The organism is Anaeromyxobacter oryzisoli (genome assembly GCF_022690765.1).
GTDB classification, from domain to species: Bacteria; Myxococcota; Myxococcia; order Myxococcales; family Anaeromyxobacteraceae; genus Anaeromyxobacter; species Anaeromyxobacter oryzisoli.
In genome coordinates this window covers 76,903-102,664 of record NZ_JALCZA010000003.1, presented here as the reverse complement: position 1 = coordinate 102,664, position 25,762 = coordinate 76,903, and the positions used below count along the sequence as shown (strand labels likewise).

The window sequence follows — 25,762 nt, the reverse complement described above, 5'->3', positions numbered from 1 at the left end:
CCGCCGAAGCCCGCGGCCAGGAGGGGGTAGGATCGGCGGCTCCGCATGCACCGCGTCGCGACCAAGATCTTCCTCGCCTTCGCCGTGGCGCTCGCCGCCTTCGGGGCGGTGGCGGCGTTCGGGGTGTCGCGCCTGCACGGGCTCCGGCGGGACCTGCGGCTCCTGAGCGCGGGCTACCTCCCCCTCACCCGGATCGCCGCACAGCTCGACGTGAAGGACTGGGTCGCATCCCGAGCCCTCGAGGCGCGCGACCTCGGCCCCGCCGCGCGCCGCGCGTACCTGCCCGTCGCCCGCGCACACTTCCCCGCGCTGGTCCGGGAGAAGATCGCGGAGGGCCGGCGGGTCGCCACCGAGGCCCGCGCGGCCGCCCGGGGGGAGGAGGCGCGGTTCCTCACCGACGTGCTCGCGCGGCTCGACGCCCTCGATCGCCGCTGGGCGGAGTACGACCGGGAGGCCCGCGCCCTCCTCGACGCGCTCGAGGCCGGCGAGGGGCGGGACCCGCGCACCGCGGAGGCCTTCGAGGCCCGGGTCCAGGCGGTCCGGCAGCTCGAGAAGGGGCTCTCCCTCGACGTGAAGCTCCTGCAGGTCGCCCTGGAGAGCCAGATCGCGGACCGCATGCACGCCGCCGAGCAGACGGAGTCCACGACGGTCCTGCTCTCGGTCATCTACTCGCTCCTCGCCCTCGCGGTCGGGGTGGGCGCCGCCACCATCTCCCACCGGCTGCTCGCCCCCATCCAGCGGCTCACCGAGGGCGTGAAGGCGGTCGCGGCCGGCGACCTCTCCCGGAAGGTCGAGGTCCGGAGCCGCGACGAGATCGGCCTCCTCGCCCGGGAGTTCAACGCGATGGCGAGCTCCCTCGACCGGCAGCGCGTCGAGCTGCGCCGGGCGGAGCGGCTCGCGGCCGTCGGGCGCATCTCCGCCCAGATCACCCACGAGATCCGGAACCCCCTGAACGCCATCGGGCTCAACACCGAGCTGCTCGCGGAGGAGCTCGGCGCGCTGCCCGGGCCGCCGCGGGAGGCGCTCGGCCTGGTCGCCGCCGTCTCCCGCGAGGTGGACCGGCTGAACGGCGTCGCCGAGGAGTACCTCCGCTTCGCGCGCCTGCCGCGGCCGACCTTCGGCTGCCAGGACCTGAACGAGATCGTCGGCAGCCTCCTCGACTTCCTCGCCCCCGAGCTGGAGGCGGCCCGGGTGGGGCTCGAGCGCTCGCTCGCCCCCGAGCTGCCGGCGATCCGCGGGGACGAGAACCAGCTCCGCGCGGTGTTCCTGAACCTGCTGCGCAACAGCCGCGAGGCGATGCCCGGCGGCGGGACCGTCCGGGTGGCGACGCGCGCGGACGGGGGGGCGGTGGAGGTGACGGTCCGGGACACCGGCGGGGGGATCCCCCCAGGTGACCTGACGCGCATCTTCGAGCCGTTCTACTCGACCAAGGAGCGAGGCACCGGCCTGGGGCTCGCGTTCACGCAGCAGGTGGTCGAGGAGCACGGCGGGTCGATCCGATGTGAGAGCGCGGTCGGCGAGGGCACGACGTTCACCGTGCGCCTCCCGGCGGCGCGAGAGGAACGAGCGGTGGCGATCGCGGAGAGCGAGGGAGCGGCGGGATGAGGCGGCCGAGGCACGAGCTGCGCACGAAGGAGAACGTGGGACCGGCCCGGCGCGGGTTCCGGGTGGCGGCGCCGCGCGGGCGACCGGCGGCGCGAGCTCACCGCGCGCCGGACTGGGGCGAGATCGAGCGTGCCGTCCTGCCCAACGGGCTGCGGGTCCTGACCGCCCCCGCGCCCGGGCTGCACTCCGCGATGATCGCGCTCTACGTGCGCGCCGGCTCGCGGCACGAGACCCCCGAGCGGAACGGCGTCTCGCACTTCCTCGAGCACCTCTTCTTCCGGGGCTCGATCGGGTTCCCCGACACCGTGGCGATGAACGCCGCGGTCGAGGCGGCGGGCGGGAGCCTGAACGGGATCACCGCCCGCGACCACGGCTGCTACTACACCCCCATTCACCCGGAGGAGGTGGGCGTCGGGCTGGAGGTGCTCGGCGATCTCATCACCCGGCCGCTCCTCAAGGAGATGGACGTCGAGCGCGAGGTGATCCTCGAGGAGATCCTCGACGAGGTGGACGCGGACGGGCGGGACATCGACCCGGACAACCTCTCGAAGCGGATCGTCTTCGGCGAGCACCCCCTCGCCCTCAAGATCGCCGGCACGCCGGAGATCGTCCGCAGGCTCACGCCGCGTGACGTCCGCGCACACCACGCGCGCTTCTACACCGGGGCGAACCTCGTCCTCGCGGTGGCCGGGCCGGTGCGCCCGGCCGAGGTGGCGTCCCTCGCGGAGCGGTACCTCGGCAAGCTGCCCCGGGGGCGGCTGAGCGTGGATCGGCCGGCGCCGGGCTGGCCCGACGGCGCCCGGGTCGAGATCGTCGGCCACGACGACGCGCAGGCGGAGTTCTCGCTGTCGTTCCCGTGCCCGCCGGAGCGCCACCCCGACTACCCGGTCCACCTCTGCATCCGGCGGATCCTCGACGACGGGCTCTCCTCGCGGCTCCCCTTCGAGATCGTGGAGCGGCGCGGCCTCGCGTACTCGCTCCACGCCGGGATCGACACCTTCGCCGACTCCGGGATGACCGTCGTCGACGGCGCCTGCGCGCCGCGGAAGCTGCCCCGGGTCGTCGAGGAGGTCCTGCGCGTGCTGGGCGACCTCGCGGCGCGGCCGGTGCCCGAGGAGGAGCTGCTCCGCGTCCAGCGCCGCCACCGGATGACGCTCGCCTTCTCGCTCGACTCCGCCGCCGACCTCGCCGGCTGGTACGGCGCCGGCGAGGTGCTCTCCGCCCCGGAGGGGTTCGAGGAGCGCTGCCGCCGGGTCGAGGCGGTGACGCCGGCGGATCTCCAGCGCGTCGCGCGCGAGACCTTCCGGCGCCGGAACGCCGTCGCGGTGGTGGTCGGGCCCGCCCGCCGCCGGGAGCGCGCCTCCATCGAGCGGATCGTGAGCGGGACCTCGGTAATCCCGGCGTGACGCCTCGCCGTCGGGTGGGGCGGCCCCGCGGCACGTGGCGGCCCTCCCGGCGATCGCCCGGCGCGCCGATCGGTGGTCGGCGCGCGGGAGGTGGTGCTAACCTCCTGGGTCGATGGCGGACTTCGTGATGCGCGCCGTCGAGCGCCTGCGCGACGATCCCGGCTTCAGCCGGAATCGCCACTTCCTCGCCCTCTCGTCGCCGGAGGGGAAGCGGGCGCTCCGGATCCACCGTCACCTCCGCTCGCTCGAGCGGGCGCTCTCCGCCGGGGCGGCGGCCACCGTCGCGCGCGAGGCGGAGCGGGTCCGGCTCACCCTCCGCGACCAGCGGGGCTCCCGCACCTCCTGGCTCACGCGGGCCGAGTTCCGCCTGCTCTGCGGCAGCCCCGCCGTCCGCGCCGCGCTGGGGGAAGCGATCGGCGGCTAGCGGGCGTGAGGGGACGGCTCGTCCAGCCTCCCGTGACCGTGACCGTGACCGTGACCGTATCCGTCACCGCCGCCCGTGCCCGCCTCCCGCCTCCCGTGTCCCCTGGCCCGTGATCCGACGGCGCGGTCGGAACACGGGAACCGGGCCACGGGCCACGCGACCCGGTTCACGGGTCACGGAGAAGCCGGTGACGGTGACGGGCACGGATCACGGGTGCGCGTTCGCGTTCGGGTGCGGAGCGAGCGTGAAGGTGACGCTCAGTACACCTGCCGCACGCCGGCGCCGGCGAGCAGCGCCCGCAGCCCCTCGGCCGCGTCGCTCCCGCCGAAGACGAACCCGCCAGGTGCCTCCCGGAGCGCGGCGGGGACCGAAGCCTCCGAGGGCCCGCACACGACGACCGGGAGCCGGAGCACCTTGGCGAGCTCGTCGAGGAGCGGCTCGGCGTCGTCGGCGGGGAGGAGGACGAGCGCGCCCACCGCGCCGGACGCGAACGGCCGCCACAGCGGGCGCTGGGCCCGATCGCCGGGGAGCTCGGCGAGGTCCACCCGCACGCCGTCGCCGAGCGTGAGCCGCCCGAGGGTGCCGAACACCGAGGGCGGCGCGGCCTCGGGCCGGAAGCCCGGGACGGTCTGGAAGCGGGCGAGGGCGGCGCGGCGCGCGAGCGGGCCGCCGCCGGCGACGACGATCTTCCCGACGGTCTGCGGACCGGAGGAGCGGCCGCGGGCGATCCGGGCCCGGAGCCCGTGCAGCTCGTGCGCGGCGAGCAGCTCGCCCCGTGGCGCGGGGGCGCCTCCCTCCCTGCGGCGGGCGTACCCGTGCTCGAGGAGCGCGAGCGCGGCCCGCATCGCCTCGAGATCCGAGGCGCGGCAGCGGTCGACGACGTCCTGGAAGCGACGCGGCCCGTCGAGGAGCGCCACCACCTCCTCGGTCACCGGGTGGAGCCCGAGGGGGATCTCGCTCGGGTGGACCGCGAGCTCGATCGCGTCCGTCGCCGCCGGCAGGTGCGGGAGGAGGCGGGCCACCTCGTCGGCCTGCCGGAGCCCCTCGAGGACGAGCTCCTCGACCTTGCGCTCGATCCGCTCGGCCCCGACGTCCTGCCCCGGGACGAAGGCGAACTGGCCCTCGCGGCGGGTGAGGAGCCGGAAGAGGGCCTTCTCGCCGGTGACGACGCCGACCGTCGCGTCCGTGACGCGGCCGTCCCGGAGCGCGATCTCGGCGTGCTCGCCCTCCCGCTCGACCGTGAGCCGGCCGCTCTTCTTGTTCACCGAGAGGATCTGGAGGAGATCGACGAGCGGGATCTGCGCGAGGTTCCCCTCGATGTCGCGGCCGTCGCCGGAGACCGCGCGCGACGCGTCCACGCGCCGGAACACCTGCTCGATCCGGGCGAGCACCTCGTCGTGGTTGAAGGGCTTCTTGAGCCAGGTCCCGAGCCGGGCCCGGTCCGGCTCGACGGCCTCGCCGGTGAGGATGACCGGGATCCGCTCGGTGCGCGGGTTCGTGCGGAGGATCCGGACGAAGGTCCGTGCGTCGAGCAGCGGGCACCGCTCGTCGAAGAGGATGAGATCCGGGAACCGCAGGATCGCGATCTGGAGGGCGCGGGACCCGTCGCGAGCGGCGTGGACCTGGTACCCGCGCTGGCGGAGCGCCGGCGCGAGCGCGCGCACGACGGCCGGGTCGGGATCGGCGACGAGGATCTTCCGGACGGGGGGCATGGGGGAGTCCCGCTAGAGCGGCTGCAGGTCGTAGAGCGCCTGGAGCTTCGAGACCAGGGCGTCCACGAGCGGCACGTCGGAGGTGTGGAACGTGCGGCCGCCGGCCGAGAGGAGGCCGTACGCCGAGTGCTCGGACATGAAGAGCAGGAGCTCGTGGCCGGCGAGGCGCTGGTCGCCGTCGAGGTAGACCTCGGTGACGAGCGGGTGCGGCGGCGCGTCCTCGCCGCCGCCGCGTGGGCCGAGGAGGTAGACCCGGACGGAGCCGTCGCCGGCGCGCGCGGCGGGATCGCCGGGCGGGAGCGCGTCGCGGAGCGGGGCGCCGGCGAGGCCGTCCTTCACGCCCACGTAGAGGAGGCCGCGGGCGCGCGGGTCGCGGGCGATCTCCCGGGCGGCCTCGCGCTGGGCGGCCGCGAAGAGCTCGCCGTCGTCGTCGAGCCGCGCCGACGGCGAGGTCTCCGGGATGGGGGCCCTGTCCGAGAGGAGCAGGTCGGCGAGCTCCCAGAAGGCGTTCCGGCCGAGGTCGTCGAGGTGGAGCCGCCGCAGGAGCGATCCGCGCTGCTCCTGCACCCGCCCCCGGGCCCAGTGGAGCAGCTCGTCGAAGTCTTCCCCGTCCTTCGGGAAGGTGGCGGCGCCCATCGAGAGCAGGACCGGGAGCCGCTCCTCGACGCGCCGGACGGACTCCTCCTTGCGCACCTCCTCCGTCGCGCGACGGAGGAACATGAGCGCGCCGAAGTAGTCGGTCTCGGGGAGGAGGACGTAGTACTCGCTCTCCGAGACCTTCGCGAGGATGTCCGCGTCGCGCGCGACGCGGGAGGTCGCGCTCACGAGGTCGCGGATCACCCGGCGGTACTCGTCGCGGCCGGCCTCCTTCCGGAGCTGCTCCGCGTTGTCCACCGACAGGACCACCAGCGAGAACGCGCGGCCGTACCGCCGGGCCTTGTAGAACTCCTTGCCGGCGTAGTCGACGAAGTAGGCGAGGTTGTAGGCGCCGGTCTCGCGGTCGCGCAGGCCGACGCGCTCGAGCGCCTGGAAGCGCCGGGCGTTCTTCACGGCGATGGCCGTGAAGTCGGCGACGGTGAGGGCGGCCGCGTGCTCGTCGTCCCCGAACCGGCCGCGGGCGCGATCGGAGACGAGGGCGAGCCCGACCGGCTCGTCGTCCGCGACGAGCGGCACGAGGAACGCCTCGCCGGGCTCGGCGAACGACGCCTGGAACGGCGCGCCGGCCTGGAGCGGCTCCGCCCAGGCGGGGTCGCGCGGGTCGATCCGGACCGGGAGGCTCGCCCGGTCCACCAGCCCGCGGTAGCCGCGGAGCTGGAGCTGGCCCTTCTCGTCGGCCACCCAGAGCGCCGCGCCCTGCGCGTCGGTCACGCGGGCGAGGATCGAGAGGGCGAGGTCCACGATCCGCTCGCCGTCGAGGGAGGCGAGGATCTGGAGCCCCTGCCGATAGAGCGCCTGCGCCTTGGCGAACTCGAGGTTCTCGGTGAGGAGCTGCGAGTGCTCGCGCCGGAGCGACGCCCGCGAGAGGGCCCGGTCGGCGACCCGGAGCAGCTCCTCGCGCTCGATGGGCTTGGTGAGGAAATCGGCGCAGCCGGCCTTCATCGCCTGGACCGCGAGCCGGACGTCCTCGTGCCCGGTGATCGCCACCGCCTCGAGGTCCGGATCGCGCCGCCGCGCCTCGCGCACGAGGGCGATGCCGTCCTGCCCGGGCATCACCACGTCGGTGACGAGCAGGTCGAAGCGCTCCTCGCCGAGCCGATCGAGGGCCTCCTCCGCGGAGGCGGCGATCCGGGTCGCATGACCGGCCTCGGCGAGCGCGTCCCGGAACAGGTCCTGGAAGAACTTCTCGTCGTCCACGACGAGGATCCGGCCGGTCGCCATCTAGTGCCGCTCCGCGCGAGTCTCGAGGCGAGTCGTCATGGTCGTTCCGCGGCGCTCCGAGCCAGCTAAACGAGGGTTCGCGATTCGCGAACACCTTCGGTGTCGCGCCTCGCGCCCTCGTTTAGCCATGTTTACACGGGGTCTGCGCCCCCGCCCCGTCGAGCGAAGCTCGCCGGGGCCCCACCCCTGGCTCCGCGGGGCCCACGCGCGCTGGCGCGCGCTGTCCCGCGGGGAGGGGCGCTGCCCCTCCCCACCTGCGGTGGGGCCCCTCCCCGCTGACCGTTCTCGAATCATGATCGGCCGTTTAGAGGTCCGCCTCGCCCGAGAAGACCCGCTCCGCGGGGCCGCGCATCGTGACGCCGACGCGGTCCGGAGCGACCGTGACGAAGAGGGTGCCGCCGGGGAGCCGCACCGGGACGGGCGCGCCGGCGCCGATCCGCCCCGCCGCGACCGAGGCCACCGCGGCGGCGCACGCGCCGGTGCCGCAGGCGTCGGTGAGCCCCGCCCCGCGCTCCCACACCACCAGATCGATGCCGTCCGGCCCGGGGCGCGCGAAGCCCACGTTCACGCCGCCGTCCACCGCCCGCTCGATGCGCGGCCCCACCGCCGCGGCGCGCGCGCGGGACGGCTCCTCGAAGAGCACCACGTGGGGGTTGCCCATCGAGACGCGGGTGGCGTGGTGCACCTCGCCCTCGACCGGGAAGTCCTCCGAGCCGAGGAGCCGCGCCGGGCCCATCTCGACCGAGACCGCCTCGACGGCGCCGCCCGCGCCGCGGTGGACCGTGCAGGCCTTCGGGCCCGAGTCGGTGTCGATGACGACCGTCGGGCCGGGGACGCCGCGGAGCTCGACGAGGTGCCGGGCCACGCAGCGGATCGCGTTCCCGCACATCGCCGCCACCGAGCCGTCGGAGTTGTAGATGTGCATGAAGGCCGCGGCCCCCGGCGTGCGGGGCGGGAGGATCGTGACGAGCCCGTCGGCGCCGACCCCGCGACGGCGATCGCAGATCCGGCGGGCGCGGTCCGCGTCCACGAGCGGCCCGTCCACGACGACGAAGTCGTTCCCGAGGCCGTGGTACTTCACGAAGGAGAGCGGCATGGGTGGCGCATCATAGCGCGGCGGCCGGGCGGGTTCGAACTCCCGCCCGCCTGCGGCCGGGCGTCCGACCGGGCGCTGGCGCGCGGGGGCGCGCGAGGGTAAAGCACCGCCGTGCCCACGCTCCGCGCCTACGTCCCAGACCAGCTCCTCGCCGGCGGCGCCTTCCACGGCCGCGAGCCCCTCGTCGTCCGCGACGGCCTGGTGGACCGGATCGGCGCGGTGCCCCCGGGGGCCGAGGTGGTCCCGCTCCCCGGGCGCCTGCTCCTCCCCGGCCTCGTCTCCGCGCACGGGCACGCCTTCCAGCGCGCGCTCCGGGGGCGGGCCGAGCGGCGCGGGGCGGACGCCGCCGCCTGGCGCGCCGCGGTGAGCGCCGCGGCCCGCCGGCTCGACCCGGACGCCTTCGAGAAGATCGTCCGCTTCGCCTTCTTCGAGCTCGCCCGCGCCGGGGTGACCTGCGCCGGCGAGCTGCACGACCTGCACCGCGATCCGGACGGCCGCCCCTACCCCGATCCCGACGAGCTGGCCCTCCGGGTCGTCCGCGCCGCCCGCGCCGTGGGGCTGCGGATCGTCCTCCTCCGCGCCGCGACCGCGCGCCCGGGCGACGGGGGGCCGGAGCCAGCGCTGGCGCGCTCCGTCGAGGAGTCGCCGGCGCTGGCGCTCGCCGCGGTCGAGCGGCTCCGCGCCGCGCTCGTCGCCGATCCCCTCGCCAGCGTGGGCCTCGCGCCCAGGGACGTCCTCGCCTGCCCGCCGGACTGGATCGGCGCCCTCGCCGAGGCGGCGCGCGCGCGGGACCTCCCGCTCCACGTCCGGGCCGCCGCGGAGCCGGCCGAGGTCGCCGCCTGCCGGGCCGAGCACGGCCGCTCTCCGGTCGGCCTCCTCGCGTCCCTCGGCGCGCTCGGGCCCACCACCACCCTCGTCCACGCGATCCACCTCGACGACGCGGACGTGGCCGCGGTCGGCGCCGCGGGCGCGACGGTCTGCGCGTGCCCCCTCACCGACCGGAACCTCGGAGCCGGGGTCGTCCCGGCCGACCGCCTCCTCGCCGCGGGCGCCCGGCTCGCGCTCGGCGTGGACTCGCACGCGGAGGTCGATCCGCTCGGCGAGGCGCGCGCGCTCGAGGGGCACCTCCGGCTCGTCCGCGGCACGCGGGCGGTCCTCGACGACCCCCCGGGCGCGCTCCCGGCGCGGCTCCTCGACGCCGCCACCGCCGGCGGCATGGCCGCGCTCGGCCTCCCCGGCGGCCGGCTCGAGCCCGGCGAGCCGGCGGACTTCGTGCTCGTGGACCTCGACGACCCGTCGCTCGCCGGCGCGGACACCCCGGACGCGCTGCTCGCGACGGTGGCGCTCGGGATGGCGCCCGGCGCGGTGAAGAGCACGTTCGTGGGAGGGGAGCCCATCGTCGAGGACGGCTGGACCACGCCCGGCCGCCCCACCGGGGCGGAGCTCCTCGCGGACTTCCGCGAGGCGATGGCGGCGCTCTGGCGCGCTTCTTGACGTCCTGGACGGGGGAAAGATCCGGGCGCCGCGCGCCGGGCCGTCGTAGGCTCGGGGCATGGATCTCGTGCCCCTCCTCCAGGCCCTCGTCGCCATCGACTCGACCTCGACGCGCTCCAACCTGCCCGTCCTCGACCTGCTCGAGCGCGAGGCGCGCGCCGCCGGCTTCGAGACGCGCCGGCTCTGCTGGACCGACGCCTTCGGCGTGCCGAAGGGCGATCTGATCTGCCGCCGCGGCCCCGACGTGCCGGGCGGCCTCGCCTTCGTCGGCCACACCGACTGCGTGCCCTTCGACGCGGGGTGGAGCGAGGCCCTCCGCGGCGAGGAGCGCGACGGCCTCCTGTACGGGCGCGGGGCCGCCGACACCAAGGGGTTCCTGGCCGCGGCCCTCGTCGCGGCGGCGCGCGCCCGGGAGCACCGCGCGCCGCTCACGCTGCTCTTCACCGCCGACGAGGAGGTCGGGTGCCTCGGGGCGAAGCAGCTCCTCGCCGAGGGGCGCGTCCACCCGCGCCACGCCATCGTCGGCGAGCCCACGAGCCTCACCCCGGTCCGCGCGCACAAGGGCTACAGCGCGATCGAGGTCGAGCTCGTGGGCGTCGAGGGGCACAGCGCCTACCCGGACGTCGGCGCCTCCGCGATCCACGCCTTCGGCCGGCTCTGGCCCGAGCTCGAGCGGATCGGCGAGGAGCTGCGGCGGGAGACCGACGCGGCCTTCACGCCCCCGCACACGACCTGGAACGTGGGCGTGATCGAGGGCGGGAAGGCGCGGAACATCATCGCCGGGAGCTGCCGCTTCAGCTACGAGTGGCGCCCCCTCCCCGGCCACGATCCGCACCGCGCCCAGCGGCTCGTCGAGGAGGCCTGCGCGCGCCTCGTCGCGGCGAGCGGCGGGAAGCTGTCGGTGAAGGTCGCCCCGCTCCGGACCGACGCCGCCGCCGTGACGCCGCCCGAGGCGGAGATCGTCCGCTTCCTCGAGGAGGAGAGCGGGAACCGCGCCACCACCGTGCCGTTCGGGACCGAGCTCCCGGAGGTGCTCGGGTTGGGCGCCGAGGCCTGCGTCTTCGGCGCCGGCGACATCCGCGTCGCGCACCGGACCGGCGAGCACGTCGCCATCGCCGAGCTCGAGCGCGCGACCGCGATCCTCGAGCGGGCGATCGGGCGGTTCGCGTAGGGAAGGCGTCGATCTCCGGGTCCCCTCCCCGCTCGCCCTGAGCGTAGCGCCGCGCCAGGCGCGGCGTGGAGTCGAAGGGCGAATCGCCTGCGCCGCTCGTCGTCGCGGACGGTCCGGCTCGCGGGTTGGTCCCCCCGCTCGCCCTGAGCGTAGCGCCGCGCCAGGGGCGCGGCGCGGAGTCGAAGGGCGAACGAACCTCGCCGCCCTCGCGACCCGAGGAACTCGACGCGTACCGCTACGGGACGACGACCGCCGCCGCGTCCAGATCCATCTTCGCCCGCTCGATGGCCTTCGCGACCACCTCGCGGTGCTGGCGCAGGACGCCGAGGGCGCCCTCGATCCGCTCCCGCGGCGCGCCGCCCTGGAACGCCGCCTCGACGAGCCGGTCCTCCTCGGCGTCGGCGTGGGCGACGAGCATCGCGACCGCCTCCTCCTTCCGCCGGGCCAGGATCTGCGCCGCCTCGTGCTCGGCGGCCTCGCGCGCCGCGGCGAGGAGCGCGGCCGGCGCCGGGCCGACCCGGGCGTCCTGCACGTCCTCGATCTCGGCCTCGAGCCGCTGCGCGCCGCCCGGGACGACGCGGTGGCCCGCCTCGAGGTCCACGAGGACCGCGATGGGCGAGAGGTCCAGGTAGCGCGAGGCCTGCCGCGAGGCGACCCGCGCGCCGGGGGCGACGTCCGCCGCCGTGGCGAGGCGCGGCTCGAAGCGCGCGTAGAGCCCGCCGCGGCGGGGCGCCCACTCGCGCTTCAGCGCCGCCGCGCGCCCGGCGTCGCCGTCGCGCACGATGCCCACCAGCGCCTCCACCAGCTTGTGCCCGGTCGCGAACCAGTGCAGCTCGTCGCGGGCGACCGCCGTCTCGCGCCAGAAGCTGCCGAGGAAGGTCTCCGGCTCCTCCGGCAGCTCCATGCCCGGCAGGGCCTCGATCCGCATCCCGGCGCCGAGGGTGAAGGCGACCTCGAACGGACGGACGTTCTGGTCCGTGTCCACGTCGATGCCGATCCTCCGCCCCACGTCGGTCGCGAGGTCCTCCAGCTCCTCCTCGAGCCAGCGCGAGAGCGTCACGAGCGCCAGCTCGATCGCGGGCAGCGCCGCCTCTCCGGCGCCGTCCACGCCCTCCGGCGGCTCCTCGCCCATCCGCTCGAACGCCCCGCGGACGAGGCGCGCCAGCTCCGGCAGCGACGCGGAGCGGAGGTCGAGGAGCGGATCCCCCTCGTGCTGCGCCCGCCGGGCGGCGGCGACCCGGGAGGCGAGGTCCTTGCGGAACGTCTCCCGGGCGCGCTCGGTCCGCTTGCGGCGGAGCGCGGCGAGCTCGTCCGGCAGCGACGCGAGCACCGCGTCGAGGCCGCCCACCGGCTCGTCGAAGATGCCGATCTCGTGCTGGTAGAGGTCGGCGAGGAACGCCTCGTCCCCGGGCTCGACCGGGACGTGGATCTCCACGGGCTGGGCCTGCCCGAGCCGGTCGAGGCGGCCGATGCGCTGCTCGAGGACGAGCGGCGAGGCGGGGAGATCGGCGCAGACCAGGTGGTGCGCGAACTGGAAGTTCCGCCCCTCGCCGCCGGACTCGCCGGAGAGGAGGAGCCGCGGCCCCTCCGGGTCGCGGAAGCGGGCGACGAGCCGGTCCCGCGCCTCGAGCGAGGGCGCGTCGTCGTAGAGGAGCGCCTCGAGCCCCGCCTCGGCGATCCCGCCCTGGAGCGCCCGGAGCGCGTCGAGGTCGCCGCCGAAGACGAGCACCTTCTCGCCGCGCCGCGCCAGCCCGGCGCAGAGCTCGACGAGCGCCTTCGGCTTCCCGCCCTCGGGGACGTCCACCCGGCGGAGCACGCGCGAGGTGAACGCGCCGACCTTCACGCGGCGGTTCCGGACGAGGCGCGCCGAGAGGCCGTAGCGATCCGCCAGGTGGGCGAGGAGCGCGGCGCGGTCGAGATCCGGCCGCGCCCGGGAGAACACCGCGTCGTCGGGGGCCAGCTCGCGCAGGCGCGTCGCCGCCGCCGCGAGCTCACCGCCGGAGAGGAGCTCGCGGGCGACCGCCGCGAAGGCCTCGTGCTGCTCGAGGCGGCGGACGAAGTCCTCCAGGCTGGTCGAGGGGATGGGCTCGACGAGCGAGAGGAGGCGGAAGTACTCGCGGGGATCGAGGCGGACCGGCGTCGCGGTGAGGAGCAGGACGCCGAAGGACGCCCGGCAGATCGGGGCGATCACCGCGTGGAGCGCGTCGTCGGCGAGGTGGTGCGCCTCGTCGACCACGACGAGGTCGAGCGGCAGGTCGGCGGCGGCCTCGGCGAGCTCCGGCACCTCGCGGAGCAGCTCGAAGGAGACGATCGCGTGCGGCGAGCGGGCGAGGGCCGCCTCGATGCCGCCCAGCGACTCGATCCGCTCCGGGGTGAGAAGCGTGAAGAGGGCGTTGAACTTGTGGAAGAGCTCGGCGAGCCACTGGAAGGCGAGGTGCTCGGGCACCGCGACGAGCACCCGCTCGGCCAGGCCGAGCTGCCGGAGGCCGGCGAAGACCAGGCCGGCCTCGACGGTCTTCCCGAGCCCGACCTCGTCGGCGAGGACGAAGCGCGGCATCCGATCGGCGAGGATCCGCCCCGCCGCCCCGACCTGGTGCGGGAGCACGTGGACGCGCGAGGAGAGGAGCGCGCCGAGGGAGTCCGCGCGGCGGAGCGCCTCGAGGCGGAGGACGCGGGTGCGGAGGGCGAAGGCCGACGCCGGCGCAGCCTGGCCGCCGGCGAGGGCCTCGATCGGGCCCGCGGCGGCCTGCTCGATGGGGGTATCGGCCGGCACCTCGGTGAGCGCGGGATCGCGGCCGGAGACCACGGTGATCCCCTCGCGCCCGGCGAACCGGACCGCGAGCCGCCGTCCCTCGTCGGCGATCTGGACGACGACCCCCACGCCCCAGCCGCGCTGGGCGCGGTGGACGACCTTCATTCCGGTTTTCCAGGCCATCGCGCGCCCCTTACCATCGGCACCCCCCGCGGTCCAGCAAGACCACTTCCTCCCGTGAGACGGGCGCTTGGGATACGCCCGGGCGGGCGCGAAGGGCCGTTGACAGGCGCGGCGGGCCAAGCTAGAAACCCCACGCTTTCGCGCCTTGGGCGGATAGCTCAGGGGTAGAGCGTCGCCCTTACAAGGCGAGGGTCACAGGTTCGAAGCCTGTTCCGCCCACCAGTAGACTTGGGGTGTTAGTTAAGCTGGTTATAACGCCGGCCTGTCACGCCGGAGGACAGGGGTTCGAGTCCCCTACACCCCGCCACTCCAGACGGCCCGAACCTCCCGAGGTTCGGGCCGTTTTCTTTTCGCGGCGCGTCTGTAGCAGCATGCGTAGCCGGCGAAAGCTGGAGCACCGCGCCGCCGTCCGTTCGCCGCCCCCATCCTCTGCGACATGCCGACCGCGATCGCGGCGATGGGCGCCCCGTCGTGGTAGCCCACGGAACCTCGACCGGGTTCAGCGCTGGTCAAGGTTTCAGTGGCTTCTGCTGGTCAAGGTTCGTCGACGCTCGCCCCATCGTCACCGTCGCGACCGCCCAGGAGTTCCTCGGCCGCTCGAAGCAGGCCGTGAACGAGGCCATCGCCAGGCTCGCCAAAGAGGGCGTCTTCCACGCGTTCATCGTTCGCGTGCTGACCGTGCTCCCTCGCGGCGCGTGAGCTCCGGCGGATCCGACGACCCCGCCGCGACCCGACGGTCGTCCGCGCTCGCGGCGCGGGGCGCGTCGACCGCGTAGCACGCCATCGAGAGCGAGCCGAACGCATGGCCGTCCACGAGCGGGCTCGCGCGGTGGCCCGCCGCCGCGGCGAGGCCCGCGACGTACAGCAGCGGCACGAAGTGGTCCGGCGTGGGCGCGGCGCGCGCGTAATCCGGGTGATCGCGCAGCCGGCCGACCTCCGCGGGCCGCTCGGTCATGATGGCCCGCGCGGCGTCGTCGAAGCGGTGCGCCCAGTCGAACCCGAAGTCGCTCCTCGACCAGTCGAGCGCGTGGAGGTTGTGCACGACATTCCCGCTCGCGAGCACGAGCACGCCGCGATCGCGCAGCGGCGCGAGCCGGGCACCCAGCTCGAGGTGGTAGTCGAACGGCTTCAGGGCGTGGATCGCGAGCTGGACGACGGGGACGTCCGCTCCCGGGAACGCGTGCACGAGCACGGACCACGCGCCGTGGTCGATGCCCCAGCTCTCCGGGTCGAGCCGGACGTGCGCCGGCTTCGCGATCTCGGCGACCTCCGCGGCGAGCTCCGGGTCCCCCGGCGCGGGGTACTGCACCTCGAAGAGCCGCCTGGGAAATCCGAAGAAGTCGTGGATGGCCCGCGGCCGCGCCATCGAGGTGACGGCGGTCGCGTCGATGTACCAGTGCGCCGACACCACGAGGATGGCGCGCGGCCTCGGGATCGACGCCCCGAACGCCCGCCAGGCCGCGGTGAAGCGGTTCGACTCGAGCGCGTTCATGGGGCTGCCGTGCCCGAAGAACGCCGCCGGCATGGGGTGGCTCGCGTCTGTCGTCGGAGTCATCATCGCGCTCGCCTGCTCACGCCGAGATCATGAGGCCGTCGCTCCAGGGGCGCATCCGAAGCGCTTTCGAGGCACGAGACGGAGGTCCCCGCCCCCGAGCTGAGGGCGGCTCGAACGGGTTCGGGCCGCCTTGCGCATGGATGCCTCGTTTCACATACGCGCTCGCGGTCACGTACGCTGCCGCGGGCGCGTGGATGGCCAGGCAGGCGGCACAGTCCGCAAATGACGATTCTGACCTGATGCCCCGCCTGTGCCGTCAACCCGGACGGCACGGACGCATCGAGTCCCAAGACGCTGCGAAGGTCGACCGGAGAGCCGATCTTCCCGAATGCCCGACGGAAGAATGACGCCTGGTTCGCCTCGAGCTTGGCGATCAGGCGCCTGCGTTCCCACCACCCGAGGGCGCGCGCTTTGACCTGGATCGCCAACAGGTAGCTCATCGCCTCGGGTGGCAAGTACCCCGAGCGCGTGTGCGACCAGCGCGTGTAGCTTCGAAGGCCTCGCTCCTCGGTACCGGAGCGATACCGGTAAGCCGCGTTCGTGGTGACGAGCCCGAACCCCAGGTGTACGGTGGTCAGGTCCGTGAGGCGCTCCTCGAGGTCCCGGTCCGCCTCGTCGAGCCCGTGGACGTGCCGCCAGGCGTGGGCCACCTCGTGGCACAACGAGGCGACCAGCATCTCCGGGTCGCCGATGCGCTCGACCGCGACCCCGAAGTGGCAGCGCCCCTCCGCGATTCCGGCGAACCACGCAGCGGCGCCCTTGTGTCCCCAGGACTTCGCCTCGCCTCTCTCGTCGATCTCCCGGACTTCGTCGGGCTGGGAGAAGGTGTCGACCTGCACGTCCAGCTTCTCGAGCCCGGCGTAGCCGAGGATGCGGAGCAGCAGCACGCCGACCCCCTTCTCGTTCGCCTCGAACGCGTCCGGGAACCATCGCGGGGTCGGCTCCAGGATCGGCGCGTTCAGGAAAGGCTCCGGCTGCTGGGCGATGAGCTCTCCCAGCTCGCGCAAGAGCCATTCACGATCCGCGGGTGAAACGATCTCGGCCATGGGCCCTCCCTGCCGACCTGCATCGCCTTCTTCCCGAGACATTCACCGAGAGATATATCATCTGCTCGAGCGCCAGCTGCGCGAGCTGAACGTGGCGCTCGCGCTGATGCTACACGAGCGCTCCTGCTGCGAATTCGGCTTTACGCGATCGACGTCAAGACGCGGACCGCGGCCCCGGCTGGAGCAGGACGCGACACGCTTCGCGAAGACGAGGCGGCGGCTCGACTCGGGAGGAATGATGAGTCCGATGAGCCGGCGCCAGGCGATCCACGCGAGCAAGTTCCTGAGCCTCGTCCTCAGGCACAGGCCCGACGCGGCCGGCGTGACGCTCGACGCCGAGGGCTGGGTCGGGATCGACGAGCTGCTCGCCGGGTGCGCCGCGCGCGGGGTCGCGATCACGCGCGCCGAGCTGCTGGAAGTCGTGAGGGACAGCGACAAGCAGCGGTTCGCGATCGACGGCGAGCGGATCCGTGCGAACCAGGGGCACTCGGTCGAGATCGACCTGGCGCTCCCGCCCTCCGTCCCGCCCGCGCGGCTGTTCCACGGAACGGTCGCGAGGTTCCTCGCGTCGATCGTTCGAGAGGGGCTCCTCCCCGGCGCGCGGAGGCACGTCCACCTCTCACCCGACGTCGAGACGGCGCGCCGCGTCGGGATGCGGCGCGGCGAGCCGGTCGTCCTGACGGTCGACGCCGGCGCGATGACCGCGGCGGGGCTGATCTTCTACCGGAGCGAGAACGGGGTGTGGCTCACGGACCGCGTCCCGCCGCAGTTCCTGACCTTCCCGGAGTAGCGGAGACCCGGGGGCGGAGGCTCGATCGCCGGCCATCGTCCAGCCCCTTGGAACGAGCACGGCTCGGGTCCCCTCGGGTCAGTCGGCGCGATCAGGCGGATGCGCCGTCTCTTCACGCTTCGCGAGGCGACGCTCCATCGCCCTGATGCCGGCGCGGCAGAAGATCATGCAACGCCCGCAGAGGGTCGCGCCGTAGTTCCCCTCGTCGTGCTCGCTGCAGCGGAGCCGGGGATCCCGCTCCTCCCAGGTGGCACGGAACTTCGCGGCTGCGTCGTAGCGCTCCGGCCTCGGCACGTTCACCTCGAGGTTGAACGGGGCGCCCGGCCACGCCTTCGTGGTCATGCCCTTGGCGACCCAGGCGCAGCGATCGCCGTCCACGGTGCCGTAGGAGTAGGTCCTGCCGCCGAGAGTGCAGATCCAGGGCTTCTTCGAGATCGCGCCCGCGGGGCAATTCCGGATGCAGTCGTCGCAGCCCAGGCACGGGTTCTCCTCGAGCGGCGGATCCTTCACGAGCGGCGCATCCGTCAGGACCGCGATGAACCGCTGCCGCGAGCCGAACCGAGGCGTCAGGACGAGCCCGCTCCAGCCGAAGACGCCCAGCCCCGCCGCGACGGCCGCGTGCCGGAACGAGAACGGACCGTGATACTTCTTCTTCTCCCAGTAGTGTGTCCCGCGCGCGGGGATGGGCAACGCCCGGTACCCGGCGCTCTCGAGGAAACGCGTCAACCGGTAGGCGACGAAGTCCATCTCCCGGTTGAGGTACGCGTAGCCGAACATGCCGTAGGAGTAGTTCGTGATCCCGGCGCGCTGTGCCTCCAGCGAGCCGTCGGGGATGTGCAACGCCGCCACGACCACGCTCTTCACCTCCGGGAGGAGATCCCTCGCGCGGTGCGGCGCCGTGAAGTAACCGTCGAGGTCCTCGGCGGCCGCGAGCCCGCAGAGGTCGGCGCCCTGGGATCGGGCGTAATCCTTCACCTGCTCCGTCAGCGTGCTCACACCGCCCTCCTCTCTCAACGCCTCGCCGTCCAGTGGAGCAGGCGTCCCTGGATCCCGTCGAACGCCGCCATCACGAGGACGATGAACGCCGACGTGAACAGCATCCCGCCCAGCACCTTCGCGTACTCGGAGAAGTCCGCGTTGTGCTGGATGAAGAACCCCAGCCCGGACCGGGCGCCGAACATCTCGGCCACCGTCAGCAGGATGAAGCTGAAGACGAGCGCCATCCCCGCGCCGGTGAAGATCACCGGCAGCGCCGCCGGCAGGATCACGAGGCGCAGGAGGCGGGCCCCCGACAGGCCGAGGGCGCGCGCGTTGTCGAGGTAGCGGTCCTCGACGAGGACGACGCCGTGGATCGTCGCCATCAGGATCGGCCAGAACGAGCCGATGAAGATGATGAAGAAGGACGAGAGCCAGAACGTCGGAAGCAGCGCGATCACGTACGGGATGAGGAGGGTGGGCGGGAGGGGGCTCAGCGCGCGGAAGATCGGCATCAAGGTGTGTCGGAGCGGCGCGTACCAGCCGACGACCAGCCCCATCGCGATCCCGAGGACCAGCGCGGCCGCATAGCCGGGCAGCAGGAGCCCGACGGAGCTGACGAGCCCTTCGAGCAGCTTCGGGAGCGACCTCCACAGCGCAGGCAGGATCAGCCGAAGGCCCGGGAACAGGACCGGCTCGAGCCAGCCCGTCACGTCCGTCGCCAGCTCGAACAGGAGGACCGCGACGGCGACGACGGCGAGCGTCCCGGCGTACCTTCGCGCGAGCCGTTTCATGTCTCGAGGCGCGCTCAACGGTTCTGGGCCTCGAACGTCTTCACGAGCTGCTCGTAGTAGGCGTCCGCCGGGTTCTGCCGCACGAGCTCGGACAGCGCCTCCCGGTACAGGTCCACGTTGATGAAGCGATCGATGTCCAGGTCGGACTGGACGTAGCCGATCGCCTTCATCTCCTGCCACATGCGCCTCACGCCGTTGCGATTCGGATCCGCCGCCACGTGCGCGTGCGGCTCCAGCGTGAAGTCGCGGGCGAGCCGATCGTCGAGATCGAGGAACTTCTTGTTGGCCGCGACCGCCAGCTCGGGCTGGGTGCTCAGCAGCCGCTCCGCCTCGATGAGGGCCTTGAGGAACGCCCTGTAGGGCCTCGCGTCCTCCTTGAGCGCCCTCGACTTCGCGACGACCCGGCAGCACGGGTGCCCCGGGAAGAAATCGTTGCTCCACGCGACGATGGCCAGGCCCGATTGCTTCGCCGGGACGTAGATGGACGCGGCGCCGATCCCGACGTCCGCCTTCCCGGCCTTCACGGCCTCGAGCACCGCGGACGGGTTCTTCAGCTCGACGATTCGAACGTCCTTCTCCAGATCCAGCCCCGCCTTCCGCATCGCCCCGCGCCAGACGATGTCCGGCGTGTAGAGGCGCGCCGTGGCGACGGTCTTCCCCTTGAAGTCCTGGATCGACCTGAACCTGGACGCGTTGGCCGGGAGGGTGATCACCGGGTGGCCGCCGGAGAGGTGCCCGCCGATCACCACGAAGTCCGCCCCCTTGCTGATGAAGGTCAACGGCGCGCCGGTCCCGAAGGACACCCCGAGATCGATCTTCCCGGCGTTCAGCGCGTTGAGGCCGTCGGCCGAGCTGCTGAACGGCACCAGCTCCACCTGGATCCCTTCCTTCTGGAAGAGCTTCTGATCCTGGGCGAGGATCGTGAGGTGGCTGCCGCCGCCGGCCGAGTACCCGACCTTGAGCGTGGGGAGCGCCCCGACGCCCGGCGCCGCCGCGAGGACGCCCAGGATCAGTGCCGCCCGGATCGCGCTACCGACGTGAACGACGTTCCGCGTCATATGTACTCTCCGTCCGAGATGGTGGTGGGTCCGAGCGCCAGCAACACGTCCGCGTGGAGGAGCGCCAGGAGGCGATCGCGCAGCTGCTGGAACTCTCCGCGCGTGTAGAGCAGGTGTCGCGGGCGGGGGCGTGGCAGCGCGATCGGGACCGTCGCCGTGACCCGGCCGGGCTTCGCGCCGAGGACGACGACCTCGCTCGCGAGCAGCAGCGCCTCCTCCACGTCGTGCGTGACGAAGACGATCGTCTTTCGTCGCTCTGGCCCCGCCTGCTCCCAGAGCGCGAGGAGCAGATCCTGGAGCCTGGCCCGGGTGATCGCGTCGAGCGCGCCGAAGGGCTCGTCCATCAGCAGGACCGGGGAGTCGATCGCGAACGCCCTGGCGATGGCGGCGCGCTGGCGCATCCCTCCCGAGAGCCGTCCCGGCAGCTGATGGAAGACGCCCGGGAGCCCGACCAGCGCCAGGTACTCCTCGGCGAGCTCGACGCGCTCGGACCTCTGCTTCGATGGGAACGCCTGCTCGAGCGCGAGCTCGATGTTGCGGCCGACGCTCAACCACGGGAACAGGGAGTAGTCCTGGAAGACGATCCCGCGGTCGATCCCCGGTCCGCGGATCGGGTCGCCACCGAGCGAGAGCGACCCCGACGAGGGCGAGGACAACCCGGCGATGAGCCGGAGGAGGGTGCTCTTGCCGCAACCGGACTGTCCCAGGACGCAGACGAACTCGCCGGCCCCGACGGCGAGGTCGATGTCCTGGAGGACGATCCGATCGTCGTAGCCGAAGGTCACGCGGCTCAGCGCGATTCCGGTCATCGGGTCCTCACGCGGACGCGGTCGAAGGAGGGGAGCCGTGGAGGCGGACCAGCGCGTCCACCGCCATGACGCCTCTGCCGCGCTCGAACACCATGAGCGGGTTGACGTCGATCTGGTCGATGGAATCCCGGTGCGACAGCGCCAGCCGCGCCAGGTCCATCGCCGTGTCCACGATCGCGTCCACGTCGAGCGGCGGTCGCCCCCGGGTGCCGGAGAGGAGCACGTGCGCTTTGGTCTCGCGGATCATCTCGTGCACCATGGCGCGGGTGAGGAACCGCGCTGGACGGACCGCGACGTCGTCGAAGATCTCGGCGTAGACGCCACCCAGGCCGAAGACGAGGATGGGGCCGAGCCCCGGCTCGTCCTTCGTCCCAAGGAGGACCTCCGCGCCCCCCTCCGCCATCTCCTGCACCAGCGCCCCCCGGATCCGCGCGCCCTTCATGCGAAGGGACACGTCGCGAACGATGGTCCGGAAGCCGTCCCGCACCTGCGCGTCGCCGTCGATGCGCAGCAGCACGCCCCCCACGTCCGACTTGTGCGGAACGTCCTCGGAGAGGATCTTCAACGCCACCGGGTACCCGAGCCTGCGCGCAGCCTGCACGGCCTCCTCCGCGCTCGCGGCTTCGGCTTCGCGCGTGACCGGGATCCCGTGCTCCGCGAGGAGCTCCTTCGCCTCGTGTTCCAGCAGCCACCCGGTCTCGGACGCGACCCGGCGAACGGGGGCGTCGAAGGTCAGCGCGGTGAGCGCCCGCAAAGGCCGGCTCGCCGACTGGACTGCGCGGACGGCTCGGAGGCACGCGTCGGCGTCGTCGAAGACCGGGACGCCGGCGGCGCGCAGCCGATCGACCTGCTCCCTCATCACGCTGCCGGCCGGCCAGCACACGACCACGCGCCCGACGCTCGCCGCCACCGCATCGAGGACCATGTCGGCCACGTGGTCGAGGAAGTAGACCATCGTCATCCCGACGACCGTGACCCCGAACCGCTCGTCGGCGGCGAGGTCCCGGAGCGCGTCGCTCACCCGGGAGAGATTGGCGACGGGACGCCGGAGGATGTCGAAGGGGTTGTGAGGGAGCTCGATCCCGGTGCGCTCACGGAGACGCGCCGACACGGCCGCGGTCGGGGGCGGGAGGTCGAGGCCGTGGAGCTCGCACCGATCCGCCAGCAACCCCGCGGCGCCCCCCGACGCCGAGAAGATGGCGACCCCGGTCGACTTCAGCGGGCCCGTCCTCTGGTACAGGGCTGCGGCGCGGAAGAGGTCCTCCGGCGTGTCCACCCGGACGATCCCCGCCTCGCGGAACAGGGCGTCCACGGCGCGATCGGTCCCCGCCAGCGCGCCCGTGTGCGTCGCCGCGACCTCGACGCCCTTGCGGCTTCGCCCCAGCTTGCAGGCGAAGATGGGCTTCCCGCTCCGCCTCGCGACTTCCGCCGCCGCGATCAAGCCGTCGTAGTCCCGGATGCCCTCCACGTAGGCGAGGATCACGCTCGTGTCGGGGTCGTCTGCGAGGAACCGGAGGTACTCGGCGAGCGTCAGATCCGCCTCGTCCCCGGCGGAGATCGCGTAGCTGAAGCCGCACCCCTCGTCCTGCGCCTGGTCCAGGATCGATCCCAGGAGCGCTCCGCTCTGGGAGACGAGCCCGATGCTGCCCCGCAGCAGCTCGTCACGCTCGGAGATGGTCGAGGTGCCGAGCGTGATCCCGTGGACGAAGTTCACGACCCCCACGCAGTTCGGTCCGACGACGCGCATCCCGGTCCGCGCGACCAGGTCGGCGACTTCACGACGCCAGGAGGGCCCTCCGCCCGCGCCCCCGGTGATCGTGCTGACGACCACGGCGAGCCGGCACCCCTGCGCCGCGGAGTCCGCGAGGACGTCGAGCACCCGGTCGGCGCGCACGGCCACCACCGCCGCGTCGATCGGCTCGGGGAGCTCGCGCACGCTGCGATGGCACCGGCGGCCGAGCACCCGCTCGTACCGAGGGTTCACGGGGTAGACCTCGCCCCGGAACCCTCGCTCGACCAGGTACCGGATCGCCTTCCCCTGGAACGTGTCGCGGCTCTCCGAAGCGCCCACGACGGCGACGCGCCTCGGGGTGAAGAGGCGGGAGTCCGGTGGCGCGGGCGACCTGCCGCGCGACGGCGCGGCCGCAGGGGACTCGATCACGCCGTCCCCCACGCCTTCCGCATCCGCTCCTCGGGCGAGGCGTGCTTGTACTCTCCGAGCCACTCCATCACCTGGAGGATGACCCCGAAGCCGTTCCGAGCGGAGACGAGGACCTCCTTCCGGACCCCGCTGATCTCCTCGAAGGCGGCGTAGCGGGTTCCGGTCTCATCGAAGCGCTTCAGCGCCTGGTCGAGGCTGTCCACCTCCACGCCGATGTGTTGCACCCCCTCGCCGAACTTCTCGATGTGCTTCGCCACGAAGCTCTCGGGCGAGGTCGCCTCGAGGACGCTCACGAGGTCGTCGCCCAGCCTGAAGATGCGGACGCGGTAACGCCCTTTGGAGTTGACCTGCTCGACGAGGAGGCGCGCGCCGAACACGTCCTCCAGCCGCTTTTGAGCCGCCGCGCCGTTCCTCACCGCGACGGCGACGTGATCGATCCTTTCAATCATCAGTCCGTCCCCTCGGCGCGCCGCGCGCGTCCGCGATGTTAGCTGTGTTGAATGAATGTCCGTTATAACGGACGCGCTGTCAAGAGCTCCTCCCGCTCCCCGCCTCGCGCGGAGCGGTTCGTCCGTGAGAACGCGTCAGGGCTCAGCGGGCCGCGGGCCCGCCGATGCGGCGCTCGGAGGACGGCGAAGGGGCACATCGTCGCGACGCGGGCTGCGCGCACGGCTCGCGTGACACCGTGGCGCCGCCGCGGCGTCCGATCGGCGGCGGCGACGCTCGCGCGAGCTCGCCTCCATCCGGACCTCGCGCCGCGACCGCGCCCGGCTTCAGCACCTCGCAGCGGTGCTCGATGGTGACTCGCCCCGCTCAGTCGCCGCCGCACCGGCGCGGGTGGCGCTCGAGGGCGTACCCGCGTACGCGGCGCGCGTTTACGGTCGCCGCAGCCGGATGCGCGCGTCGCTCTCCTGGCCGCCCATCACCCTGCGCGACGCGTCTCTCCATGCTCGGCCGACCTCCGACATCGCACGGGCCAGCTCGACCGTGAGCCCTTCGCGTTCAGGCCGCGGGGTGGCCCGCGCTCGATCTGGACGGCGCCTTCTTCTTGCTCGACGCCTTCTTGGGCGACGGGACGAACTTGTCGAGCTTCGCGCGGAGCGCGGCGGCGTCCTCCGACGACAGCTCGGCACGGACCAGCATCTGCCGGTACCTGTCGTCGTTCACGAACGCTCGCCGGCCTCCGTTCTCGAAGTACAGATAGAGCTTGCTGGAATTCTCCTCGACGATGATCCCGTGCCCCCACTCCGCGTGGCTGCTGTGGCGGAAGATGGTGACGTTGCGGGCCGCCTTGCGCATGCGTGCCTCGTTTCGGGCGGCACCCTATCGACTTTCGCTCGAGCGATGTAAGCGCGAAAATTCGCGTTCGCACCGGAGCGGACCTTCGCCCCCACGTGGGCTTGATCCGGCGCTCTCAAGTGATCGACGCACCACCTCGGCGATGATGGGCGGCATCAACGCCGAGGAGGTGAGATGGGCCACCGTGGCCGAGGGCCTCTCTCACGCGGGGCTTGCCTCGATCGCGGGCACACTTCGCTGCCGCGGATCGCAACGGGATGGGAGTACATGAAGCCGCGCAGCGTCGCGATCGCAGGACCGCCGCGCTACCACGTCCACGCGCGCGCAGCCGTCCCGCTCGCCGCCGAGAACCTGGATCTGAACAAGGTCCACGTCCCGACGGGCTGGGTGACCGTCGAGGAAGTGATCCGGTTCCTCATCTACGAGCTCGGCGTCCGCGGCGCTGGCGTGGGCGAGCGAGGCGGCGCATGGGCCGGCGAAGGGCTCGGCGACCGCGGCGGAGGCCCGGCCGTGAGGATCAGCCTCATCAGCCCGCGAGCTCACGCGGCTGTTTCCCCGCCGACCCCTGGCATCTCGAACCTGCGCGCCGCGAGCTCCGCGAGGAGCGACTCGCGGGCGGCGGTGTCGAGCTCGACAAGGGGTGGCCGGACCGTGGCCCACGCCGGGTCGCACGCGTGGTGGGCGACGACCGCCTTGAGCGCCGGGATGACCGGGAACCGCTCCACGATCGCGCGGACGCCGTCCACCTCCTCCTGGAGCCGCTCGGCGGACGGCAGGCGCCATTCGCGGAACAGCCGGTCGATCGCCGCCGGGTTCACGTTGCCGGTGGCGGTGATGCACCCCACCCCGCCGGCCCGCATGTTCTGCAGGAGGAGCTTCTCGGTCCCGACGAACACGTCGAACCCCTCGCCGGCGAACCGCTCGAGCATCGCCCGCGTGTTGTCGAAGTCGCCCGAGCTGTCCTTCATCCCGGCGATGGCCGCCGGATACGCGCGGAGCAACCGCTCCACGAGCTTCGGCCCGAAGCCGACCTGGGCGACGGGCGGGATGTGGTACAGGTACACCCTCAGTCGATCATCCCCGACCCGCTCGATCACCTCCGCGAAGGCGCGGAAGAGGCCGTCGTCGGAGACGGCCTTGTAATAGAACGGCGGCAGCATGAGGACGCCGGCGCAGCCGCGTCGGACCGCCTGGGCGGTGAGCCGGACGGTGTCGGTCACGGCGCAGCAGCCGGTCCCGGGCATGAGCCGGTCGGGCGGGATCCCCTCCTCGAGGAGGGCGTCCAGGAGCTGCTCGCGCTCGTCCACCGAGAGCGAGTTCGCCTCGCTCGTGGTTCCGAACGGCGCCAGGGCGGCGCAGCCGTGTCCGAGCGCCCAGCGGCAGTGCCGCGCGAAGCGCTTCCGATCCGGCGCGAGGTCCTGCCGAAACGGCGTCAGCACCGGCGCGAGCACCCCTCCGAGACGGCGCCCGTCCCTCGGACGCCTGCCGGTCGTCTCCGCGCTCATCCCGTCCTCCTCGTGCCCACGCCCACTCGCGTCGAGCCGTCGTGGGCCC

General features: G+C 73.4%; 20 protein-coding genes and 2 tRNA genes. 8 read left to right on the top strand and 14 right to left on the bottom strand.

What is annotated here, in order from left to right:
• The first annotated feature begins 45 nt into the window (after positions 1 to 45).
• The 3 genes from MNZ27_RS01755 to MNZ27_RS01745 all read left to right on the top strand — a co-directional run bounded on the left by MNZ27_RS01755 (position 46) and on the right by MNZ27_RS01745 (position 3,435).
• The gene (locus MNZ27_RS01755; protein ID WP_242392300.1) at positions 46 to 1,605 is read left to right on the top strand and encodes a sensor histidine kinase; all 1,560 of its coding nucleotides are present in this window, start codon (positions 46 to 48) and stop codon (positions 1,603 to 1,605) included.
• A complete protein-coding gene (locus tag MNZ27_RS01750; RefSeq protein WP_242392299.1) occupies positions 1,602 to 3,011 on the top strand; it encodes a M16 family metallopeptidase in 1,410 nt (469 codons plus the stop codon). The genes MNZ27_RS01755 and MNZ27_RS01750 overlap by 4 nt, the downstream gene beginning before the upstream one ends.
• A 112-nt stretch (positions 3,012 to 3,123) precedes the next feature.
• Complete coding sequence (locus MNZ27_RS01745; protein WP_242392298.1) at positions 3,124 to 3,435, top strand: hypothetical protein; 312 nt, start codon at positions 3,124 to 3,126, stop codon at positions 3,433 to 3,435.
• Between the two features lie 257 nt (positions 3,436 to 3,692).
• On the opposite strand, the gene MNZ27_RS01740 is transcribed toward MNZ27_RS01745, so the two are convergent.
• From MNZ27_RS01740 to dapF, 3 genes are all read right to left on the bottom strand, one after another.
• Positions 3,693 to 5,147 carry a DUF4388 domain-containing protein gene (locus tag MNZ27_RS01740; RefSeq protein ID WP_242392297.1) on the bottom strand — a complete coding sequence of 485 codons (1,455 nt, stop codon included), beginning with the start codon at positions 5,145 to 5,147 and terminating at the stop codon, positions 3,693 to 3,695.
• Between the two features lie 12 nt (positions 5,148 to 5,159).
• A complete protein-coding gene (locus tag MNZ27_RS01735; protein WP_242392296.1) occupies positions 5,160 to 7,025 on the bottom strand; it encodes a GGDEF domain-containing response regulator in 1,866 nt (621 codons plus the stop codon).
• 304 nt (positions 7,026 to 7,329) lie between these two features.
• Entirely contained in the window at positions 7,330 to 8,121 is a 792-nt protein-coding gene (dapF, locus tag MNZ27_RS01730) for a diaminopimelate epimerase (RefSeq protein ID WP_242392295.1), read from the bottom strand.
• A 111-nt stretch (positions 8,122 to 8,232) separates the two neighbouring features.
• Between dapF and MNZ27_RS01725 the strand changes: the two genes are divergently transcribed.
• Both MNZ27_RS01725 and argE read left to right on the top strand, forming a co-directional pair.
• Positions 8,233 to 9,615 (top strand): formimidoylglutamate deiminase, encoded by a 1,383-nt coding sequence (locus MNZ27_RS01725; RefSeq protein WP_242392294.1) that lies wholly within the window; start codon positions 8,233 to 8,235, stop codon positions 9,613 to 9,615.
• Positions 9,616 to 9,673: 58 nt separating this feature from the next.
• On the top strand, positions 9,674 to 10,786 hold the full coding sequence (gene argE / locus MNZ27_RS01720) for an acetylornithine deacetylase (protein WP_242392293.1): 1,113 nt from the start codon (positions 9,674 to 9,676) through the stop codon (positions 10,784 to 10,786).
• 235 nt (positions 10,787 to 11,021) lie between these two features.
• Here argE and MNZ27_RS01715 read toward each other — a convergent pair whose 3' ends face one another.
• A complete protein-coding gene (locus tag MNZ27_RS01715; RefSeq protein ID WP_242392292.1) occupies positions 11,022 to 13,703 on the bottom strand; it encodes an SNF2-related protein in 2,682 nt (893 codons plus the stop codon).
• 165 nt (positions 13,704 to 13,868) lie between these two features.
• Here MNZ27_RS01715 and MNZ27_RS01710 point away from each other — a divergent pair.
• Both MNZ27_RS01710 and MNZ27_RS01705 read left to right on the top strand, forming a co-directional pair.
• Positions 13,869 to 13,943, top strand: a tRNA-Val gene (locus MNZ27_RS01710).
• An 8-nt stretch (positions 13,944 to 13,951) separates the two neighbouring features.
• A tRNA-Asp gene (locus MNZ27_RS01705) sits at positions 13,952 to 14,028 on the top strand.
• A gap of 351 nt (positions 14,029 to 14,379) precedes the next feature.
• On the opposite strand, the gene ygiD is transcribed toward MNZ27_RS01705, so the two are convergent.
• Positions 14,380 to 15,279: a 4,5-DOPA-extradiol-dioxygenase gene (ygiD, locus tag MNZ27_RS01700; RefSeq protein WP_242392291.1), complete on the bottom strand. Its 900-nt coding sequence runs from the start codon at positions 15,277 to 15,279 to the stop codon at positions 14,380 to 14,382.
• Positions 15,276 to 16,322 (bottom strand): hypothetical protein, encoded by a 1,047-nt coding sequence (locus MNZ27_RS01695; protein ID WP_242392290.1) that lies wholly within the window; start codon positions 16,320 to 16,322, stop codon positions 15,276 to 15,278. The genes ygiD and MNZ27_RS01695 overlap by 4 nt, the downstream gene beginning before the upstream one ends.
• A 247-nt stretch (positions 16,323 to 16,569) precedes the next feature.
• Here MNZ27_RS01695 and MNZ27_RS01690 point away from each other — a divergent pair, with 247 nt between their 5' ends.
• Positions 16,570 to 17,112: an RNA 2'-phosphotransferase gene (locus MNZ27_RS01690; protein ID WP_242392289.1), complete on the top strand. Its 543-nt coding sequence runs from the start codon at positions 16,570 to 16,572 to the stop codon at positions 17,110 to 17,112.
• A gap of 78 nt (positions 17,113 to 17,190) precedes the next feature.
• Here the strand turns inward: MNZ27_RS01690 and MNZ27_RS01685 are convergent, their stop codons facing one another.
• The 8 genes from MNZ27_RS01685 to MNZ27_RS01650 all read right to left on the bottom strand — a co-directional run bounded on the left by MNZ27_RS01685 (position 17,191) and on the right by MNZ27_RS01650 (position 25,713).
• Positions 17,191 to 18,108, bottom strand: coding sequence for a hypothetical protein (locus tag MNZ27_RS01685; protein ID WP_242392288.1), 918 nt, complete (start codon positions 18,106 to 18,108; stop codon positions 17,191 to 17,193).
• Between the two features lie 14 nt (positions 18,109 to 18,122).
• A complete protein-coding gene (locus MNZ27_RS01680; protein WP_242392287.1) occupies positions 18,123 to 18,881 on the bottom strand; it encodes an ABC transporter permease in 759 nt (252 codons plus the stop codon).
• 14 nt (positions 18,882 to 18,895) lie between these two features.
• Positions 18,896 to 19,939 (bottom strand): ABC transporter substrate-binding protein, encoded by a 1,044-nt coding sequence (locus MNZ27_RS01675; protein ID WP_242392286.1) that lies wholly within the window; start codon positions 19,937 to 19,939, stop codon positions 18,896 to 18,898.
• Positions 19,936 to 20,748, bottom strand: coding sequence for an ABC transporter ATP-binding protein (locus MNZ27_RS01670; protein WP_242392285.1), 813 nt, complete (start codon positions 20,746 to 20,748; stop codon positions 19,936 to 19,938). The genes MNZ27_RS01675 and MNZ27_RS01670 overlap by 4 nt, the downstream gene beginning before the upstream one ends.
• Before the next feature lie 7 nt (positions 20,749 to 20,755).
• The gene (locus MNZ27_RS23860; protein WP_308197892.1) at positions 20,756 to 22,909 is read right to left on the bottom strand and encodes an acetate--CoA ligase family protein; all 2,154 of its coding nucleotides are present in this window, start codon (positions 22,907 to 22,909) and stop codon (positions 20,756 to 20,758) included.
• Positions 22,906 to 23,358 carry a VOC family protein gene (locus MNZ27_RS01660; RefSeq protein ID WP_242392283.1) on the bottom strand — a complete coding sequence of 151 codons (453 nt, stop codon included), beginning with the start codon at positions 23,356 to 23,358 and terminating at the stop codon, positions 22,906 to 22,908. The genes MNZ27_RS23860 and MNZ27_RS01660 overlap by 4 nt, the downstream gene beginning before the upstream one ends.
• Positions 23,359 to 23,911: 553 nt before the next feature.
• The gene (locus MNZ27_RS01655; RefSeq protein WP_242392282.1) at positions 23,912 to 24,208 is read right to left on the bottom strand and encodes a hypothetical protein; all 297 of its coding nucleotides are present in this window, start codon (positions 24,206 to 24,208) and stop codon (positions 23,912 to 23,914) included.
• Positions 24,209 to 24,747: 539 nt separating this feature from the next.
• Positions 24,748 to 25,713: a dihydrodipicolinate synthase family protein gene (locus MNZ27_RS01650; RefSeq protein ID WP_242392281.1), complete on the bottom strand. Its 966-nt coding sequence runs from the start codon at positions 25,711 to 25,713 to the stop codon at positions 24,748 to 24,750.
• Positions 25,714 to 25,762: the final 49 nt, after the last annotated feature.